This is a genomic window from Hymenobacter sp. BRD67 (assembly GCF_013256425.1).
Classification (GTDB): Bacteria; Bacteroidota; Bacteroidia; order Cytophagales; family Hymenobacteraceae; genus Hymenobacter.
Map to the genome: position 1 here is coordinate 1,558,948 of NZ_CP053904.1, position 16,666 is coordinate 1,575,613.

Here is a 16,666-nt window from a genome sequence, read left to right on the forward strand (position 1 = left end):
AAATTTGAGACGTTAAAACCCCGGCCGTGAGGTTGGGGTTTTTTGTAGGGTAAGCTTTAGCTTGCCGTAGCAGCATACCTGGATTTACTAAAAACGGCACGCTGAAGCCTGCCTTACTCATGGAACATATTCATTGCCTGATTATTGGTTCGGGTCCGGCGGGATACACGGCCGCCATCTATGCAGCCCGTGCCGGGTTGAAGCCGGTGATGTACCAGGGTTTGCAGCCCGGTGGCCAGCTGACTATCACCAACGACGTGGAGAATTTTCCGGGTTACCCCGATGGCGTGATGGGACCGGAAATGATGGAAGACCTCAAGAAGCAGGCGGCGCGCTTCGGCACCGATATCCGCTATGGTATTGCTACGAAAGTGGATTTCTCGGGCCATCCGCACAAAATCACGATTGATGAGGTGACGCAGCTGACGGCCGACTCGGTTATTATTGCCACCGGCGCGTCGGCCAAGTGGCTGGGCCTGGCCTCGGAAGCCCGGCTCAATGGCGCGGGTGTTTCGGCCTGCGCCGTTTGCGACGGCTTCTTTTACCGGGGCAAGGAAGTGGCTATTGTGGGTGCCGGCGACACGGCCGCCGAGGAAGCCAACTACCTGGCCAATCTATGTACAAAAGTATATATGCTGGTGCGCAAGGATGCCATGCGGGCTTCCAAAATCATGCAGCAGCGGGTATTGAACAATCCCAAGATTGAAGTACTTTTTGACACGGCCACCGAGGAGATACTGGGCGAGCACGCAGTAGAGGCAGTACGGGTTAAAAACCTGGTTACGCACGAAACCCGGGAAATTCCCGTTCATGGCTTTTTCGTGGCAATCGGCCACGAGCCGAATTCCAGGATTTTTCAGGACTACCTGCACCACGACGAGCAGGGCTATCTCAAAACAATACCTGGCACCGCTAAAACCAACGTCGATGGGGTATTTGCCTGCGGCGACGTGCAGGACTTTACCTACCGGCAGGCCGTAACGGCGGCCGGCTCGGGCTGCATGGCTGCGCTCGATGCCGAGCGCTACCTGGCTGGTCTGGTCGGCTAAGCTGGGACGGAGGTAGCTGGCCGGGCCAGTGCGCCCGCTTCTTTTTTGCTAACGTTCGGTTGTGGTCTGTTCAGCGGGCTACGGCCGCCATTTTGGCTTTCGTTTGATATTCCACAAGCTCTTTGTGCGTCTGCCCGCGCTTTTGCTGCTCCTGGCCTGCTGGTTGGGGGCTGGCATGCCCGTGCAGGCGCAGCGCCACCGCAAGGTGCCGCCGCCCAAGGCACGCGCCGGCACGCCCCGCAGCCGCGACTTTTTCCGGCTTCGTACGCCTACCATGCGCTACGTAAAGCCCGATACTACCACGATTATTGAGACGGAGGAAATGCCCGACGACAAGTCGGACGCCGCCAAATCGATATTCAACCCGGCCCGTAAGCTCAGCATTGTGAGCGAGGATACCACCACGCTCAACGAGGGAGGGCAGGAGATTGTGGAGATGTCGGACGAAGTGCTTATTGATTCGTCGTGGGTGAAGGTGGCCGGCTATTACGCCATCTGGGACACGCACAACATCAACCCGTACCGGGTAGATGGCCGGCGCATCCGCGACACCCTGACCCTGAAGCTCGTGGACCCGGCCCGGCAGCATTACGCCAAGATGCCGCTGCTCAAAACGCCCATTACCTCGGGCTTCACGTTCCGCTGGGGGCGCTGGCACTTTGGCGTAGACCTCGACCTGGAAACCGGTGATTCGGTGCGGGCTGCCTTCGACGGGGTTATTCGCATCAGTAAGTGGGATGGCGGCGGCTACGGCAACTACCTGCTGGTGCGCCACTACAATGGCCTTGAAACCCTGTACGGGCATTTGAGCAAGCCGCTGCTGCCGGTTGGTACTTTTGTGAAGGCCGGCCAGGTAATAGGGCTGGGCGGCAGCACGGGGCGCAGCACCGGTTCGCACCTGCACTTTGAGGTGCGCTATGAGGGTAATCCCATCAACCCAACGTACATGTACGACTTTCCCGACTATAAGCTGCGGGGCGAGACATTTACGATTACCTCGGCGCTGTTCAACTATTACAGCCAGGCCCTGCGCCGGGGGCACCGAAGCCACGGCGAGCCTACGGCCGCTCGGCGCGTTGCTACGCATAAGGTGCGGCCGGGTGATACCCTATCGGAGATTGCCGACCGCTACGGGGTGCGCGTAAGCACGCTAAAGCGGTTGAACCCTGGTCTGCGTAGTACCTTGCAGCCGGGCAAAAAGCTACGGATAAAGTAGTCGGAGTTATCTCATCAACACGCAAATGGCCGGTTAACCGTATGGGTTAACCGGCCATTTGGATAGCAGGCGGTAGCAGGCCAATGCCTAGCGGCCATTCACGCGCTCACGGCGAATCTGACGGCTGTCGTGGTTAAGCTCGCCTTGCAGCTGGCGGCGCTCACCGGTGGTGAGGCGGCCTCCGTTGGCCTGGCGCTCGGCATGCTCCTGCGCTTTCAGGCCTTTTTCTTCCCCGCGCAGCTGGCGCGCCTCGCGGCGGTTAAGCTGGCCATCGGCCCGGCCGGCGGCGATGCGCTCGCGCTGGTTATTGACGCGCTGGTTGATGTTCTGAGCATGACTGGCGCTGGTTGCGGCCAGGGCTAAGCCGCAGGTAAGCAGCAACAAAGACTTTTTCATAATAAGGAAAGAGAAAAAAGGTGAGTGGGGTGAGTGATGGCAGTTGGATGTAGTAAAAACGGGGAAGTTTAACAGAGCCTGGTGAAAAGCGCTGGCGGGTGAGTAGCATAGCCTATTGGCTTAGGCAAGTGCGTTCCCGCTGCTGGTATCTTTGTGCGGGGTGAATGACCATCCTTTATTCACTGCTTACTTCCTATGAAACTAGCTATTTTGGCCCTGGGCGCTCACCCCGACGATGTGGAGATGTCGTGCTCGGGCACGCTGCTGGCCGCCGTGGCGGCGGGTAAAAAAGTGGGCATTGTCGACTTTACGCGGGGCGAGCTGGGCACGCGGGGCACGCCCGAGATTCGGGCCGCCGAGTCGGCCGCGGCCAGCCAGATTTTGCAGCTCAGCGTACGCGAAAATCTGGGCTTGCCCGACGGATTTTTCAGGAATGACCGCGAGCATCAGCTGCCGCTTATTGCCGCCATTCGGCGCTATCAGCCCGATATTGTGTTGTGCAATGCAATTTCAGACCGGCACCCCGACCACGGGCGCGGCGCGCAGCTGGCTACGGAAGCCTGTTTTCTGAGCGGCCTGCGCATGATTGAGACGCTGGGCGAGGACGGCCAGCCACAGGCAGCCTGGCGGCCCAGGCACGTGTACCACTACATTCAGGACCGCCAGATTCCGGCCGATTTCGTGGTGGATATTACGCCCCACTGGGCCGGTAAATGGGCGGCAATCAACGCCTACGGCACGCAGTTTTTCAACCCGAATGCCGACCCGACCGCGCCACAGACTTACCTGTCGGGGCAGACGTTTGCGCACTTTATGGAGGCCCGCGCCCGGGAGTTCGGGCATCTGATAGGCGTAGAGTTTGGCGAAGGCTATACCGTGGAGCGAACGCTGGGGGTAAAGGAGCTGGGGGACCTGATTTAAGAAAGCCAAGCTAAAAAGAACGTCATGCCAACCGGAGGAAAGCATGACGTTCTTTTTAGCTTGGCTTACTGCCGCCGGCCTTACACCTTTATCGGGGCCCGCTCGGCGCGGCTGGCGGCGGCTGGCACGGGGTCCTGGGCTTGCTCGGGTGGGTCGCGCAGCAGGTCGTGGCTGGCGGTGGCGGGCTTGATGGTAAGCGGTACTTTCTCCAGCGCTACATCGCTGGTGTCGAGGCCAAAAAGCTGCTGGTCGGAGATGGCGAAGCGGTTGATGAAGAAATAGCCGTTCAGGATAAAGCGCTCGCGGAAGCTGAGCTGGTTATCGTAGCTCAGCACTTTTTCGAGCACCACGAAGCGGAAGTCACCGGGTAGCTGGTAGCGGGCCAGCGAGTCGTAGCGCGAGGTAATATCGAGCTCGCCCTGGGCACTCATCTGCTCCAGCACGCGGCGAAACAGCAGGTTCAGGCGTGGCTGCACCCGGAAGCCCAGCCGGAAGTTGATTTTGTACGCCACGCCCGGCACCAGCTCCTCCACCGAGTAGCGGGTAGCGTAGGGCTCGGTAAGAATGCTCATGTTGATAAACCAGTAGCGGTCAGCTCGTTTGGGCTGCTTGCGCAGGATGGAGTACATGATTTCATTCTCCAGCTCGCCGGGCTTTTTGCTGTGGGTGAGGTATACCAGGTTGGAGGCGTACTTAGTCACCGACTCATCCTGGCTCAGCTCCAGCAGGGTGGGCCGGGTGCCAGCCACCGACACCAGGCTCAGCAGATTGTTCTTGATTTCGCGGCCCCGGTAGCCCACGTACATCATAAAAATCAGGCCCCACTCAAAGACCAGGATGCCGAGCCGGTTGAGCAGCTTGGTAATGTTGGCAATGAGGAATGAAGTTTCGACGGTGAAAAATACCAGCATAATCAGCGTCACTACCGGGATGGCCCAGTGCTTGACGCCGCGCAAATATTGCGAAAGCAATATACTTGTCATCAGCATGGCTACCGTAATGCTGAAGCCATAGGCGGCCGTCATGGCCTCCGAGGTCTTAAACCACAGCTGCACGCACACGCAGCCAAACCACAGCAGCCAGTTGATGCTGGGCACGTAAATCTGCCCGCGCTGGTCGGTCGGGAACAACACCCGCACCTTAGGCCAGAACCGCAGGCTAACGGCTTCGGAGATAAGCGTGTAAGAGCCCGAAATGAGCGCCTGCGAGGCAATAATGGTCGCCATCGTGGCCAGAATGATAAGCGGCACGATGGCCCACTGCGGCGCAATCATGAAAAACGGGTTCTGGTTGCTGGCCAGCGAGTGGCCGAGGTGGCCCATCGTCCAGGCTGCCTGGCCCAGGTAGTTGAGCACCAAGGCAGTTTTTACAAAAACCCAGGAAGTCCGGATGTTCTTGCGGCCGCAGTGGCCCAGGTCGGAGTACAGCGCCTCGGCGCCGGTGGTGCACAGAAATACCGCACCCAGCAGCCAGAAGCCTTTCGGATATTCGGTGAGCAGGCGAATGGCGTACACCGGGTTGAGGGCCGCCAGCACGCCCGGATGATGCACAATCTGGCTGAGGCCCAGCGCGCCGATAACCGAAAACCAGAGCAGCATAATCGGCCCGAAAGCCGCGCCAACTATCTTGGTGCCAAACTGCTGAAAGGCAAAGAGCAGCGTAATAATAACGATGACGATGAGCACAATCGTCTCCGTATTGAGGGCCGGGTACAGGATTTTGAGCCCTTCGATGGCCGACGTGACCGAGATGGGCGGCGTAATAATGCCATCGGCCAGCAGCGTGCCCGCCCCGATAATAGCCGGAAACAGCAGCCAGTGCCCGCGCTTTTTCACCAGCGAAAAGAGCGAAAAAATGCCCCCTTCGCCGTGGTTGTCGGCTTCTAATGTTAATAGAATATATTTAATGGTTGTCTGAAGCGTGAGCGTCCAGAAAACGGCCGACACGCCGCCGTACACCAGCAGCTCGCTTACCGGCCGCTCGCCGATGATGGTTTGGAACACGTAGAGCGGCGAGGTGCCGATATCACCGAAGATGATGCCCAGCGTGACCAGCAGACCGGCCGCCGATACGCGGCGCAGGTGAATGTTGTCTTCGGTAGGTAAAGCCGACATGGGGAAAGTTTACTGGTTAATTAGCAATAAGTTGGTTGTCTGCCTATAGCCCGCTACTCTGCCACGGGCAGTGTGAAGAAGAAGGTGCTGCCTTGCCCCAGGCTGCTTTCGACGCCCAGCTCGCCACCCTGGCTGGTAATAAATTCGCGGGAGATGCTCAGGCCCAGGCCGGTGCCAGGGCTGCCGGTCAGAGCCGACGGCCCCTGGGTGAAGCGCTCGAAAATGCGCTGCTGGTCTTCGCTGGCAATGCCGGGGCCGTGGTCCTGCACCTGAATACGCACGGCGCGGTGGTCGGAGGTGGGCGCGGCGCTGAGGCAAATCTGACCCTGTTCGGGCGAATAGCGCACAGCATTGACCAGCAGGTTGAGCAGGACCCAGGCCGTCTTTTCGAGGTCGGCCTGCACAGGCGGCAGGTCGGCAGGCAGCTGGGTTTGTAGGGTGAGGTGGCGGGCCCGCAGCTGAAGCTGGAGCGGCGTAGTGGCCGCCGCCACCAGGGCAGCGATGGCCGTAGGGCGCCGGTCGAGGGCAATGCTTTCGCCTACTCCCAGGCGGGCCACCGTCAGCAATTCGCCCACGATGTGCAGCAGGCGCTGGTTTTCTTCTTTTATCGTGCCCACCAGCTCCTGCTGCTCGGCATTGAGGCTACCCACGCGCGGGTCGTGCAAAAGCTTGAGGTTGAAGTTGATGCTTGAGAGCGGCGTTTTCAGCTCGTGCGATACGGTGGCCAGAAAGTTAGACTTGGTCTGGTCGAGCTGCCGGAAGGCCGACACGTTGCGCAGGGCCAGCACCGTGCCAATGGCCTCCATCTGGTCGCGGGCCTCGTTGAAGGCCACGGCCTCGTGCACCGAAAGCTGGTAATAGGCCGGGGTGCCATCGGGGGCCGGGAGGGCAAGGGCAACGGGGCTCGCCGGCCGCTGGGCTACCGGCAATAGCACGGGCGCCAACAACTCATTAAACAGCGCGCTGGCGGCCGCCAGCTCGGTGGCCGGGCGGCCCAGAACCTGGCTTTCGGGCAAGCCAAGCAGGGTGCAGGCCGCCGGGTTGGCCACGAGCACGCGGCGGCTCGGGGCGAGCAGAAACAGCGGCTCGCTGAGCGTTTGCACGAGCCCGCTGGTGCGGTTGCGCTCGGTTACGAGGTCGGCCAGGCTGTGGGTGCGCGTATCCTGGACGTGCACCAGCAGGCGGTTGAAGGCGGCTGTAAGCTGCCCCACTTCGTCGGTACTCTCGATGGGCACGGTGGCCGCGAAGTTGGTGCGGGTGGCATAGTCCAGGCTGGCGGCCAGCTTGCGCAGCCCCCCAACGGCCGCCTGCGGCACGCTGCCCACCAGCATCAGGCCTACGAGCGTGCTCAGCACGCTGAACAGCAGCAGGTAATCTTTGGCCTGAGCCGCCGTGTGCATGGCCTGCGCGTTTTTGCGCGTCAGGGCCGCCATGTTGAGCGCCACCATGCGGTGGGTGAGCTGCCGCAGCTGCAGCTGGCTGGCGGCGGGAGCCGGGCCGGGGTAGCGGTCCAGCGTTTGGGTAAGGCTATCTACCAGGCGGCGCTCGCCGGGCTCGGTGATGTTGCCGGCCTCGCGGCCCAGCAGCGAGCGCAGGCGGCCCAGCGCCGATGAAGTCGGGCCGGCTTCCAGCGCATCTATTGCCTCCAGCATGCCCTGGCCCAGCTGCACCGAGTAAAAGTTGTCCTGCAAGACGGCCCGGTTGGACCGGTCGAGCCGGCCCAGGGTGGCAAATGCGTAAAAAGCAATGCCCAGCAGCAACCCCAGCATGGCCAGAAACCCCAGGGTTATTTTAGCTTGAAGACGCATAATGGCCGCCGGTAAACCCCGATATTTCGGTGCCGGACAGCCGATGCCTGCGAAAGGTGGGCCTTAGTGGTCAGTATTCCCGATAAATAGTAATACTACTTGATAATCAGTATGATAATTTAGGTGAAGGGCAGGCGGCCAGTGCATCAGCAATTTCCGAGTGAGTCATTTTGACCCGGTGGCCACGTCAGAATGGGATACCATGAGTGGGCTGCTACTCGCCGGGTTTCAGGCCATATTCCTCAATTTTGCGGTAAAGCGTTTTCACCCCGATACCGAGCTGCCGGGCGGCTTCCATCTTATTGCCACTGGTTTCGCGCAGCACCTGGCCGATGTGGCGGGCTTCCACGGCGCGCAGGCTGCGGTCGGCGGGGTCGGCCAGGGCGGGGGCGGGAGGTGCTGGAGCTCGGGCGGCAGGTCGTCGAGGGTCAGCGGCTGATTGTCAGTGGCCAGGATGGCGGCGCGTTCCAGCACATTTTTCAGCTCGCGCACATTGCCCGGCCACGCGTAGCGGCTCAGGCGAGTGAGCGCATCGGCTTCGAAACCCGGCAGGCGCTTGCGCAGCTTGGCAGCGAAGAGGTGCAGAAAGTGTCGGGCCAGCGGGGCTACATCGTCGGGCCGGGCGCTGAGCGGTGGCACAGCCAGCTCAAACACCGATAACCGATAGTATAAATCGGCCCGAAAATGCCCTTCGGCGGCTTCCTGGCGCAGGTTGCGGTTGGTAGCCGCCACCAGCCGCACATTCACCTTCGTAGACTTCGTATCGCCGAGCTTGGTAAATTCCTGGGTTTCGAGCACCCGCAAAAACTTTGCCTGGACTGCCAGCTCCAGCTCACCGATTTCGTCTAGAAATAAAGTGCCGCCGTTGGCTTCTTCCAGCAAGCCCTTCTTATCGGCCAGCGCCCCGGTGAAGGCCCCTTTCTTGTAGCCAAACAGCTCCGATTCGAGCAAATCTTTTGGAAAGGCGCTGCAATTGACGGCCACAAACGGCTTGCTCCGGCGCCCGCTGGCCTGGTGAATAGCCTGGGCAAACAGCTCCTTGCCTGCGCCGGTGGGGCCTTCGAGCAGCACCGTGGAGTCGGTGGGTGCCACGCGCTCGGCCAGCGCCCGGGCTTTCGCCAGGGCGGCTGAGCCGCCAATCATAGAGGAAAAGGTATATTGTTGGCCCACCTGCTTTTCCAGCTCGGCCACGCGGCGGCGCAGCTGGGCTTTCTCCACGGCGCGGGCCACTACCACGATAAGCTGGTCGTCGGAATCGCCTTTGGTGAGGTAGTCGAAAGCGCCCTGCTTCATAGCTTGCACGCTGTCGGGCACGGTGCCGTAGGCCGTGAGCAGGATAATTTCGGCCAATGGCGCGGCGGCCTGGTAGCGGGGCAGCAGCGCCACGCCGTGGCCATCGGGCAGCTTTACATCCGAAAGAATAACAGCAATTTCCCCGGCGTGCTCGGCTAGTAATTGCAGGCCGCGCCGGGCATCGGGGGCTTGCAGCACAGTATAGCCTTCCAGCTCCAGCACCCGCGCCAGCACCTGGCGCAGGCGGTTTTCGTCGTCGATGAGCAGCAGGGTAGGTTGGGCCATGCAGCAAAGGTCAGTAGCGCAAGCTTGGTAGCCAGCGTAGCGAACGATGCTAGCGCAAATTTCAGGTCTGGGTACAGGTTGGCTGGTGCGGGCTGCCGGCTTTTCGCCGGCTGTCCGCTCTTTAGCCGAACAGGCGGCGCGCACGAAGAGCGGACAGCCGGCCCAAAGCCGGTAGCCCGCCTGGTACACGGATTTGGAAACAGCCCTAGTTGAACTGATACTGAGCCGCCAGCTTCCCAGGTACTTACAGCCGCAGCAGCTGGTCGGCGTTTTTGTAAGCGAGCCTGGCAATATCGGCGGGCGCCATTTGTAGTCCGGCCAGAAACTCGTGGCCGGGCCGGTTGGGCGCGTAGGGATAATCTACTGAAAACAGGATATTATCCAGCCCAAACGTTGCCAGAGCTGCTTCCAGCGGCGGGCGCGTAAAGATGCCGCTGGTGGTAATGTACACCTGGTCGCGCAGCGTCTGGCTGATGCTGCGCGGCAGCTGGGTTTGGTCGGCGGGCATGGTCATATCGGCGCGGGCCATCATTACGGGCAGCATCTCGCCCATGTGGCCGATGAGAAGCTTAAGGCGCGGATACTTTTCCAGCGTGCCGCTCAGGATGAGGCGCAGGACATGAATGGCCGTTTCGGCATGCCAGCCGAAGCCGGCCATACTCAGTCGCTCGCCCAGCTCGTGGGGCAGGTTGCTGTAATACGCCGCCCGGACGGAGGCTGGCGGCACGCCTGGGTGCAGGTAGAGCGGCACGCCGAGCGCTTCGGCCCGTGCCAGCAGTGGCGCAAACTGCGGCGCGTCGAGGAACTGGCCCTGCGTGGTGCCGTTTAGCATGGCACCGCGAAACTGGTGCGTTTCTACCGTGCGGGCCAGCTCATCGGCCGCCGACGGTGGGTTGGTCATGGGCAGGTGGGCAAAGCCGAAAAAACGGTCGGGATGCCGGGCAATGGCGGCGGCCAGCCGGTCGTTGTACTCGCGGGCAAAGGCCGGGCTTTCGGCGGGCGGCAGCAATTCAGCCCCCGGCCCCGATACCGATAATACTTGCACGGTAATACCAGCCTCGTCCATTAGGCGCAGGCGCTCGGGACCGATTTCGGCCAGCTTACGCTGCTGCTCGCGCACCGGCGAGTGGGGATTGTTGCTGGATGGCCAACCAGCTTGCTGGCGTGCCGCCAGCGGCACCCGCTCAACCATATCGGGAAAGGAAATGTGCTCTTCGAGCGTAACGACGCGCTGGGGCAGGGCAGGAGCAGGCATAAGTAATCCGGAGAGTTAGGTTCCTGCAAACGGGCTCACCGGCCCAAGCGTTGCCGCCGGTTGCAGACCAGCCAGCAACTAACGAGGGCATCTGATGAAACGAAAAGGAAGTATTTCCGTTTTCTAAGGAAATATTTCCTATTTTTGGTAGTAGCTACCAACTCTTTTACCGCAATGCTTGCTCCCATTCACGCGCAAACGGGTTTGCCCGCCGCCCTCGCAAGCCTCGAAGAAGTGCTGACCGATGCCTTTGCGCTCGTGATGCAGGCTCGCAGCGGCGTGCCGGCCAAAACGGCGTTTGCCGTGGCTAACCTTTTGCAGCTGAGTACCGACGAGCTGGCCGACCTGCTGCACACCACCACCAAAACCCTGCGCACCTACCGCGAGGCCAATAAGCGCCTGGCCCCCGCCGCCAGCGAGCAGGTGCTGAAGCTACTAGCCCTGGCCCGCCAGGGCAGCGAGGTATTCGGCGAGCCTACGGCATTTCGGCGCTGGCTGGCCAAGCCGGCTTATGGCCTTGATAATCAGCTGCCACTGAGCCTGCTACAAACCAGCGGCGGCATCGACCTGGTAGCCGAAGAAGTGAGTCGCATTGCCTACGGCGATTTCGCCTAGCCCGGCTGCTGAGTGGAAATCTATCGCATCTGCCTGGCCAAGTACACCGGCGAGCTGGTCGCCTCCGGCAACCCCTGCCGGTGGAACCTACGCGGGCAGTTCGTACTCTACGCGGCGGGCAGCCGGGCGCTGGCCTGCCTCGAAAATGTGGTGCACCGCAGCGGCGAGGGCCTGAATAACCGGTTCAAAGTCATTCGGATAGAGGTGCCCGACAGCCTGGTGATAGAAGAGCTGACGCTGGCCCAGCTGCCGCCCGGCTGGCAGCCCACGAGCGCCTACGCCCGCTGCCAGCCGCTGGGGGCCGACTGGTACCGCCGCCAGGCGACGGCCGTACTGCGGGTGCCTTCGTCTATCATCGCCCACGAGCACAACTACGTGCTCAACACCCGCCACCCCGATTTTGGGAAAGTACGTATCGTGGGCTGGGAGGATTTCGCTTTTGACCCGCGCATTAAAACCCCGGAGCCGGAATAGGAGTTGAGGTAGCGTTACGTGCCTTCTGGGCAAACCAAGAGTAACTTAGTAGCCTCGTAGTAGCTCGATATCTGTTCTTTCACATGCCCACCGCCCCTACCGCTTATACTCCAACTGCCGAGCCGGTTTCACACCATGTGCGCGCCCGCCAGCTGCTTAAGGCACACCCCGAGGTGAAGCGCCTGATGACCCGCAACGCGACCACTGCCCTCATCACGGCCGGCTGTGTGGCGGTGCAGGTGGCCATGACCTACCTGCTGCACGGCCACGCCTGGTACTGGTCGCTGGCTGCGTCGTACCTGCTGGGGCTTTTGTGTGCCATACGCTCTTCGTGATTGTGCACGAGGCCACGCACAACCTGGTTTTTAAAAGTCAGTGGGCCAATGCCGCCGTCGGTATTGCGGCCAACCTGCCGATGGTGATTCCGACGGCCATGAGCTTTCGTAAGTACCACCTCAAGCACCACTCGGCCCTCGGCCATTTCGACCACGATGCCGACCTGCCCGACCACTACGAGGCCCGGCTTATTCAGCACTATGCCATTGGTAAAGCCATCTGGCTGTTCTTTTTCCCGGTATTTCAGGTGGTGCGGACGTTCCGCTGCCGCAGCGTAGTGCCATTCGATAAGTACATCGCGGCCAATTGGATAGCGCAGATTCTGTTCAACGTCGGCATGTACCTGTGGCTGGGCCCGGCGGCGTTTCTGTACCTGTTCTTCAGCTTCTGGTTTTCGGTGAGTCTGCATCCGGTAGGAGCCCGCTGGATTCAGGAGCACTACCTCGTGCTGAGCCCCGAGCAGGAAACCACCTCGTACTACGGCCGCCTCAACTCGGTGCACCTCAACATTGGCTACCACAACGAGCACCACGACCTGCCCGGCGTGCCATGGAACAACCTGCCCAAGCTGCGCCAGCTGGCCCCCGAGTTTTACGAGCCGCTGCTGCACCACACCAGCTACACCAAAGTGCTGCTGCGCTTCCTGTTCGACCAGGAGCTGTCGCTGTACTCGCGCCTGGTGCGCGGCCTGCCGGCCGAAAACAAGCCAGCCCCTGTCGCCAATTAGCGCATATTTCCGGTCCGGGTACAGCTTGGCTGGTGCGGCCCGCCGGCTCAACCCCGGCAGCCCGCCCGGTACCCGGCTTTGGAAACGGCTATCGCTTTTCTGGTCAGTGTGGCGGCGCTGTCTTTTCCGAGCTCCTGGGCGGAAAGACAGCGCCGCCACACTGACCGTTTTTTTATCTCAATTTATAAGGAATATAATAATACCATACTATAAAACAAGCTGGCGGTTTTGAAAAAAAGCGCTTATACTTGCCTTTCAAAGCCAGGCCAGTCCGCTGGCATTTTTTAAGAAAGGCCACACAATCGATTGTGTGTTGCCAGTCTACTAGCTACTTTTTAGTCTTAAGCTATTACGCACGTAGTTACCTTGCTACTGATTTCCTTTCGGCTTATGTCAAGTTCTTTCCAATTTGGCCTGCTCGCCACGGGGCTGGGTGGGGCTTTAGTGTTCGCGTCGTGCAGCTCGCAGCCTACGGCCCGCCAACCCGCTAATACTGCTGCTGCCTCCAACTCTGTAGCCACTCAGCCTTCTTCTACGTCTATGCCCACTACCACTCCTTTCGGCAAAGCCACCGACGGCACCGAAACCCAGCTCTTTACCCTCACTAATGCCCACGGAATGCAGGCCAGCATCAGCGCCTTCGGCGGTACGCTCACCAGCCTGCTTGTGCCCGATAAGGCCGGTAAGCTGAGTGATGTTATATTGGGTTTTGACAATATAAACGGCTACCAGAGTCCCGCTTTTCGCAAGGCGAATCCTTATTTCGGGGCGCTCATCGGGCGCTACGGCAACCGCATTGCCCAGGGAAGATTCACGATTGACGGCCATGCCTACCAGGTGAGCGTAAACGACGGCCCCAACTCGCTGCACGGCGGCAAGGTCGGCTTCAACCAAAAAATATGGCAGGCCGAGGCCGGCACCTCGGCCGATGGCCAGACCGTTACGCTCCATTACCTGAGCCAGGACGGCGAGGAAGGCTACCCCGGCAACCTGCGGGTGACGGTAGTGTACACCCTCACTGCCGACAACGCCCTGCGCATTGCCTACACCGCCACTACCGATAAGGCAACGCCCATCAACCTCACCAACCACACGTATTTTAACCTGGCCCTGGGCCAAAGCAAGGACGTGCTGGCGCACCAGGTGACTATCCCGGCCGACCGCTACACGGTGGTTGATGCCACGTTGATACCCACTGGCGAGCTGCGCCCGGTAAAAGGCACGCCCTTCGACTTTACAACGCCCCATGCCATTGGCGAGCGCCTGGCGCAGGTGCCCGGCGGCTACGACCACAACTGGGTGCTGAACAAGGCTACCGGCCGGCATAAAGCTGCCACGGTGTACGAGCCCACCACCGGCCGCACCCTGGAGGTAACTACCGACGAGCCCGGCGTGCAGTTTTACACCGGCAATTTTCTCGACGGCTCCCTGACGGGCAAGGGGGGATAGTGTACGGCAAGCACGCCGGCTTTTGCCTCGAGACCCAGCACTTTCCCGATTCGCCCAACCAGCCGAATTTTCCGAACACCGTGCTGAAGCCCGGCGAAACGTACCATACTGCCACCACCTACACATTTGGAGTGCGGAAGTAATTATTTGAGGGGAAAAGGTGAAAATGTGCTGCTGGTAACCAGCGTAGTTACCAGCTTTGCTACAATATTCTCATTTCTCACATTCTACTCATTTTCACATCTTCACAGTATAAAACGTGCCAGTACCAACTGCCTTGCCGGCCTACGTCATTGGCCTCGATTACGGCACCGACTCGGTACGGGCCCTGCTGGTTGATGCCCGTACCGGGGCCGAAATGGCGCAAGCGGTTTACTATTACCCGCGCTGGAAGCAGGGCCAGTACTGCAACCCGGCCAAAAACCAGTTTCGCCAGCACCCGCTCGACCACCTCGAAGGCATCGAAGCTACCGTGCGCGAAGTAGCCGCCCAGGTGCCCGCCGAGCAGATACTAGGGCTCGCTATCGACACCACCGGCTCGACGCCCGGCCCCGTAAACGCGCAGGGCCAGATGCTGGGTATGTTGCCCGAGTTCGCCGACAATCCCAACGCGCTTTTTATCCTCTGGAAAGACCATACGGCCCTGGCCGAAGCCGCCGAAATCAACCACAAAGCCCGTACCTGGGGCGGCGAGGACTATACTAAGTATGAAGGCGGCATCTACTCCTCGGAGTGGTTTTGGGCGAAAATTATGCACGTGGTGCGCGAAGACGCCGCCGTGGCCCAGGCTGCCCATTCCTGGATGGAGCACTGCGACTGGCTGACGCTGACCCTCACCGGCCAGCCGCTGGCCGGTTTCCGGCGCAGCCGCTGCGCCGCCGGCCACAAGGCCATGTGGCACGCGAGCTGGGGCGGCCTGCCGTCGGAAGAGTTTCTGACTTACCTCGACCCCCGGCTGGCTGGCTTACGCGAGCGGCTATTTACGGAAACATACACCGCCGATAAGGTAGCCGGTCAGCTGTCGGCCGACTGGGCCCAGCGACTTGGCCTGACGACCGACACGGTCGTTGCCGTGGGCACGTTCGATGCCCACGCCGGGGCCGTGGCGGGGGAGATAACGCCTTACTCTATGGTGAAGGTGATGGGCACCAGCACCTGCGACATCGTGGTAGCGCCTATTGCCGAAGTGGGCGCCCACCTGGTGGCCGGCATTTGCGGGCAGGTCGATGGCTCGGTTATTCCCGGTATGCTGGGGCTCGAAGCCGGGCAGTCGGCCTTTGGCGACCTGCTGGCCTGGTTTCGGCAGCTGCTCGAATGGCCCTTGCAGGCCGGGCTGAGGCAGTCGAAAGTGCTGAGCGCCGGGCAGCTGGCCGATTTTCGCCAGGAGCTGAGCGACAACCTGCTGCGCCAGCTCACCGAAGCAGCGGCTGAAGTAGACCCGGCCGACAGCCACGTGCTGGCCCTAGACTGGGTGAACGGCCGCCGCACGCCCGATGCCAACCAGGCCTTGAAGGGGCCCTGATGAACCTGACAATGGGCACCGCGGCCCCGCAGATTTTTCGGGCGCTGGTCGAGGCCATCTGCTACGGCTCGAAGCAGATTGTGGAGCGCTTCGAAAGCGAAGGCATCCCGATTAAGCAGGTGATTGGCATTGGGGGCGTGGCCAAAAAATCGGCTTTCGTGATGCAGACGCTGGCCGATGTGCTTGACCGGCCCATCCGGATTGCCGTGTCGGAGCAGGCTCCGGCGCTGGGCGCGGCCATGTATGCGGCCGTGGCGGCCGGCCTCTACCCCAATGTGCTGAGCGCGCAGCAAGCCCTCGGCAGCGGCTTTGCCGAAACGTATATTCCCAGCCAGGGCCGCGTGGCCGACTACGCCGCCCGCTACGCGCAGTACCAGGCCCTGGGCAGGTTTGTGGAAAGCGCTACAGGTGAAGCTACCCCAGCCTGAGGTTATTAATCGGTTGAAAATGAGCCAGTATCAAGCCCTGAAAGAAACCTGCTACGAGGCCAATATGCAGCTGCCGGCCCTCGGGCTGGTGCTCTTTACCTTCGGCAACGCCAGCGTGGTTGACCGCGAACATAGTATTTTTGCTATAAAGCCCAGCGGCGTGCCCTACGCCACGCTCAGGCCCGAGGACATTGTGATTGTCGATTTGGAGGGCAAGGTAGTGGAGGGCAGCAAGCGGCCATCTTCCGACACCAAGACCCACGCGCTGCTCTTCCAGCAGTGGCCCATATCGGGGGTATCGTGCACACACACAGTACCTACGCCACGGCCTGGGCCCAGGCGCAGCTCGATATTCCTATTCTCGGCACGACCCACGCCGACCACCTTACGGTGGATGTGCCCTGTGCCCCACCCATGCGCGACGAGCTGATACTGGGCGACTACGAGTACCAGACCGGCTGGCAAATCATTCAGGAGTTTGAGAAGCGCGGCCTCTCGCCCCGCGAAGTGGAGATGATACTTGTGGGCAACCACGCGCCTTTTACCTGGGGCGACACCGTGGAGAAAGCCGTTTACCACAGCGCGGTGCTGGAGGAAGTAGCCCGGCTGGCCTACCTCAGCTGCACGCTGCGGCCCGGCGTGGCGCGGCTCAAAGAAACTCTCATCAACAAGCACTACGAGCGCAAGCACGGCGCCAATTCTTACTACGGGCAGTAGGGCTGTAGCGTGGACTCTATGAGTCCGCGCGTTGTGCCGTTTGCCTATTTACCCCCTACGC

At 60.9% G+C, this 16,666-nt stretch carries 14 protein-coding genes and 3 pseudogenes; 11 read left to right on the plus strand and 6 right to left on the minus strand.

Annotation, left to right across the window (positions count from 1 at the left end; genetic code table 11):
• Nucleotides 1–119: 119 nt before the first annotated feature.
• On the plus strand, nucleotides 120–1,049 hold the full coding sequence (gene trxB, locus GKZ67_RS07185) for a thioredoxin-disulfide reductase (protein WP_173241726.1): 930 nt from the start codon (nucleotides 120–122) through the stop codon (nucleotides 1,047–1,049).
• 124 nt (nucleotides 1,050–1,173) lie between these two features.
• Nucleotides 1,174–2,265 carry a peptidoglycan DD-metalloendopeptidase family protein gene (locus tag GKZ67_RS24455; protein WP_317172259.1) on the plus strand — a complete coding sequence of 364 codons (1,092 nt, stop codon included), beginning with the start codon at nucleotides 1,174–1,176 and terminating at the stop codon, nucleotides 2,263–2,265.
• 87 nt (nucleotides 2,266–2,352) lie between these two features.
• Here the strand turns inward: GKZ67_RS24455 and GKZ67_RS07195 are convergent, their stop codons facing one another.
• A complete protein-coding gene (locus GKZ67_RS07195; protein WP_173241727.1) occupies nucleotides 2,353–2,661 on the minus strand; it encodes a hypothetical protein in 309 nt (102 codons plus the stop codon).
• Nucleotides 2,662–2,856: 195 nt separating this feature from the next.
• Between GKZ67_RS07195 and bshB1 the strand changes: the two genes are divergently transcribed.
• The gene (bshB1, locus tag GKZ67_RS07200; protein ID WP_173241728.1) at nucleotides 2,857–3,582 is read left to right on the plus strand and encodes a bacillithiol biosynthesis deacetylase BshB1; all 726 of its coding nucleotides are present in this window, start codon (nucleotides 2,857–2,859) and stop codon (nucleotides 3,580–3,582) included.
• Nucleotides 3,583–3,662: 80 nt separating this feature from the next.
• Here the strand turns inward: bshB1 and GKZ67_RS07205 are convergent, their stop codons facing one another.
• The 5 genes and pseudogenes from GKZ67_RS07205 to GKZ67_RS07220 form a co-directional block, all read right to left on the minus strand.
• Nucleotides 3,663–5,696: a KUP/HAK/KT family potassium transporter gene (locus GKZ67_RS07205; protein ID WP_173241729.1), complete on the minus strand. Its 2,034-nt coding sequence runs from the start codon at nucleotides 5,694–5,696 to the stop codon at nucleotides 3,663–3,665.
• Nucleotides 5,697–5,749: 53 nt separating this feature from the next.
• A complete protein-coding gene (locus GKZ67_RS07210; RefSeq protein ID WP_173241730.1) occupies nucleotides 5,750–7,504 on the minus strand; it encodes an ATP-binding protein in 1,755 nt (584 codons plus the stop codon).
• A gap of 214 nt (nucleotides 7,505–7,718) precedes the next feature.
• Nucleotides 7,719–7,853: a helix-turn-helix domain-containing protein gene (locus GKZ67_RS24460; RefSeq protein ID WP_317172260.1), complete on the minus strand. Its 135-nt coding sequence runs from the start codon at nucleotides 7,851–7,853 to the stop codon at nucleotides 7,719–7,721.
• Between the two features lie 338 nt (nucleotides 7,854–8,191).
• Nucleotides 8,192–9,082 (minus strand): annotated as a pseudogene (locus GKZ67_RS07215) (sigma-54-dependent transcriptional regulator); the annotation flags it as partial.
• A gap of 244 nt (nucleotides 9,083–9,326) precedes the next feature.
• Nucleotides 9,327–10,337: an amidohydrolase family protein gene (locus GKZ67_RS07220; protein WP_173241731.1), complete on the minus strand. Its 1,011-nt coding sequence runs from the start codon at nucleotides 10,335–10,337 to the stop codon at nucleotides 9,327–9,329.
• A 174-nt stretch (nucleotides 10,338–10,511) separates the two neighbouring features.
• On the opposite strand from GKZ67_RS07220, the gene GKZ67_RS07225 reads away from it, so the two are divergent.
• The 8 genes and pseudogenes from GKZ67_RS07225 (at nucleotide 10,512) to GKZ67_RS07255 (ending at nucleotide 16,605) form a co-directional block, all read left to right on the plus strand.
• A complete protein-coding gene (locus tag GKZ67_RS07225) occupies nucleotides 10,512–10,952 on the plus strand; it encodes an antitoxin Xre/MbcA/ParS toxin-binding domain-containing protein (RefSeq protein WP_173241732.1) in 441 nt (146 codons plus the stop codon).
• A gap of 12 nt (nucleotides 10,953–10,964) precedes the next feature.
• Entirely contained in the window at nucleotides 10,965–11,426 is a 462-nt protein-coding gene (locus tag GKZ67_RS07230; protein ID WP_173241733.1) for an RES family NAD+ phosphorylase, read from the plus strand.
• Between the two features lie 83 nt (nucleotides 11,427–11,509).
• Nucleotides 11,510–11,761, plus strand: coding sequence for a hypothetical protein (locus GKZ67_RS07235; protein ID WP_173241734.1), 252 nt, complete (start codon nucleotides 11,510–11,512; stop codon nucleotides 11,759–11,761).
• Entirely contained in the window at nucleotides 11,740–12,489 is a 750-nt protein-coding gene (locus tag GKZ67_RS07240; RefSeq protein ID WP_173241735.1) for a fatty acid desaturase, read from the plus strand. The genes GKZ67_RS07235 and GKZ67_RS07240 overlap by 22 nt, the downstream gene beginning before the upstream one ends.
• A 390-nt stretch (nucleotides 12,490–12,879) precedes the next feature.
• On the plus strand, nucleotides 12,880–13,938 hold the full coding sequence (locus tag GKZ67_RS07245) for an aldose epimerase family protein (protein WP_254245117.1): 1,059 nt from the start codon (nucleotides 12,880–12,882) through the stop codon (nucleotides 13,936–13,938).
• The gene (locus GKZ67_RS23205; protein ID WP_254245118.1) at nucleotides 13,938–14,081 is read left to right on the plus strand and encodes a hypothetical protein; all 144 of its coding nucleotides are present in this window, start codon (nucleotides 13,938–13,940) and stop codon (nucleotides 14,079–14,081) included. The genes GKZ67_RS07245 and GKZ67_RS23205 overlap by 1 nt, the downstream gene beginning before the upstream one ends.
• A gap of 116 nt (nucleotides 14,082–14,197) precedes the next feature.
• Nucleotides 14,198–15,888 (plus strand): annotated as a pseudogene (locus GKZ67_RS07250) (ribulokinase).
• A 19-nt stretch (nucleotides 15,889–15,907) separates the two neighbouring features.
• Nucleotides 15,908–16,605, plus strand: a pseudogene (locus GKZ67_RS07255) (L-ribulose-5-phosphate 4-epimerase).
• Nucleotides 16,606–16,666 lie beyond the last annotated feature (61 nt).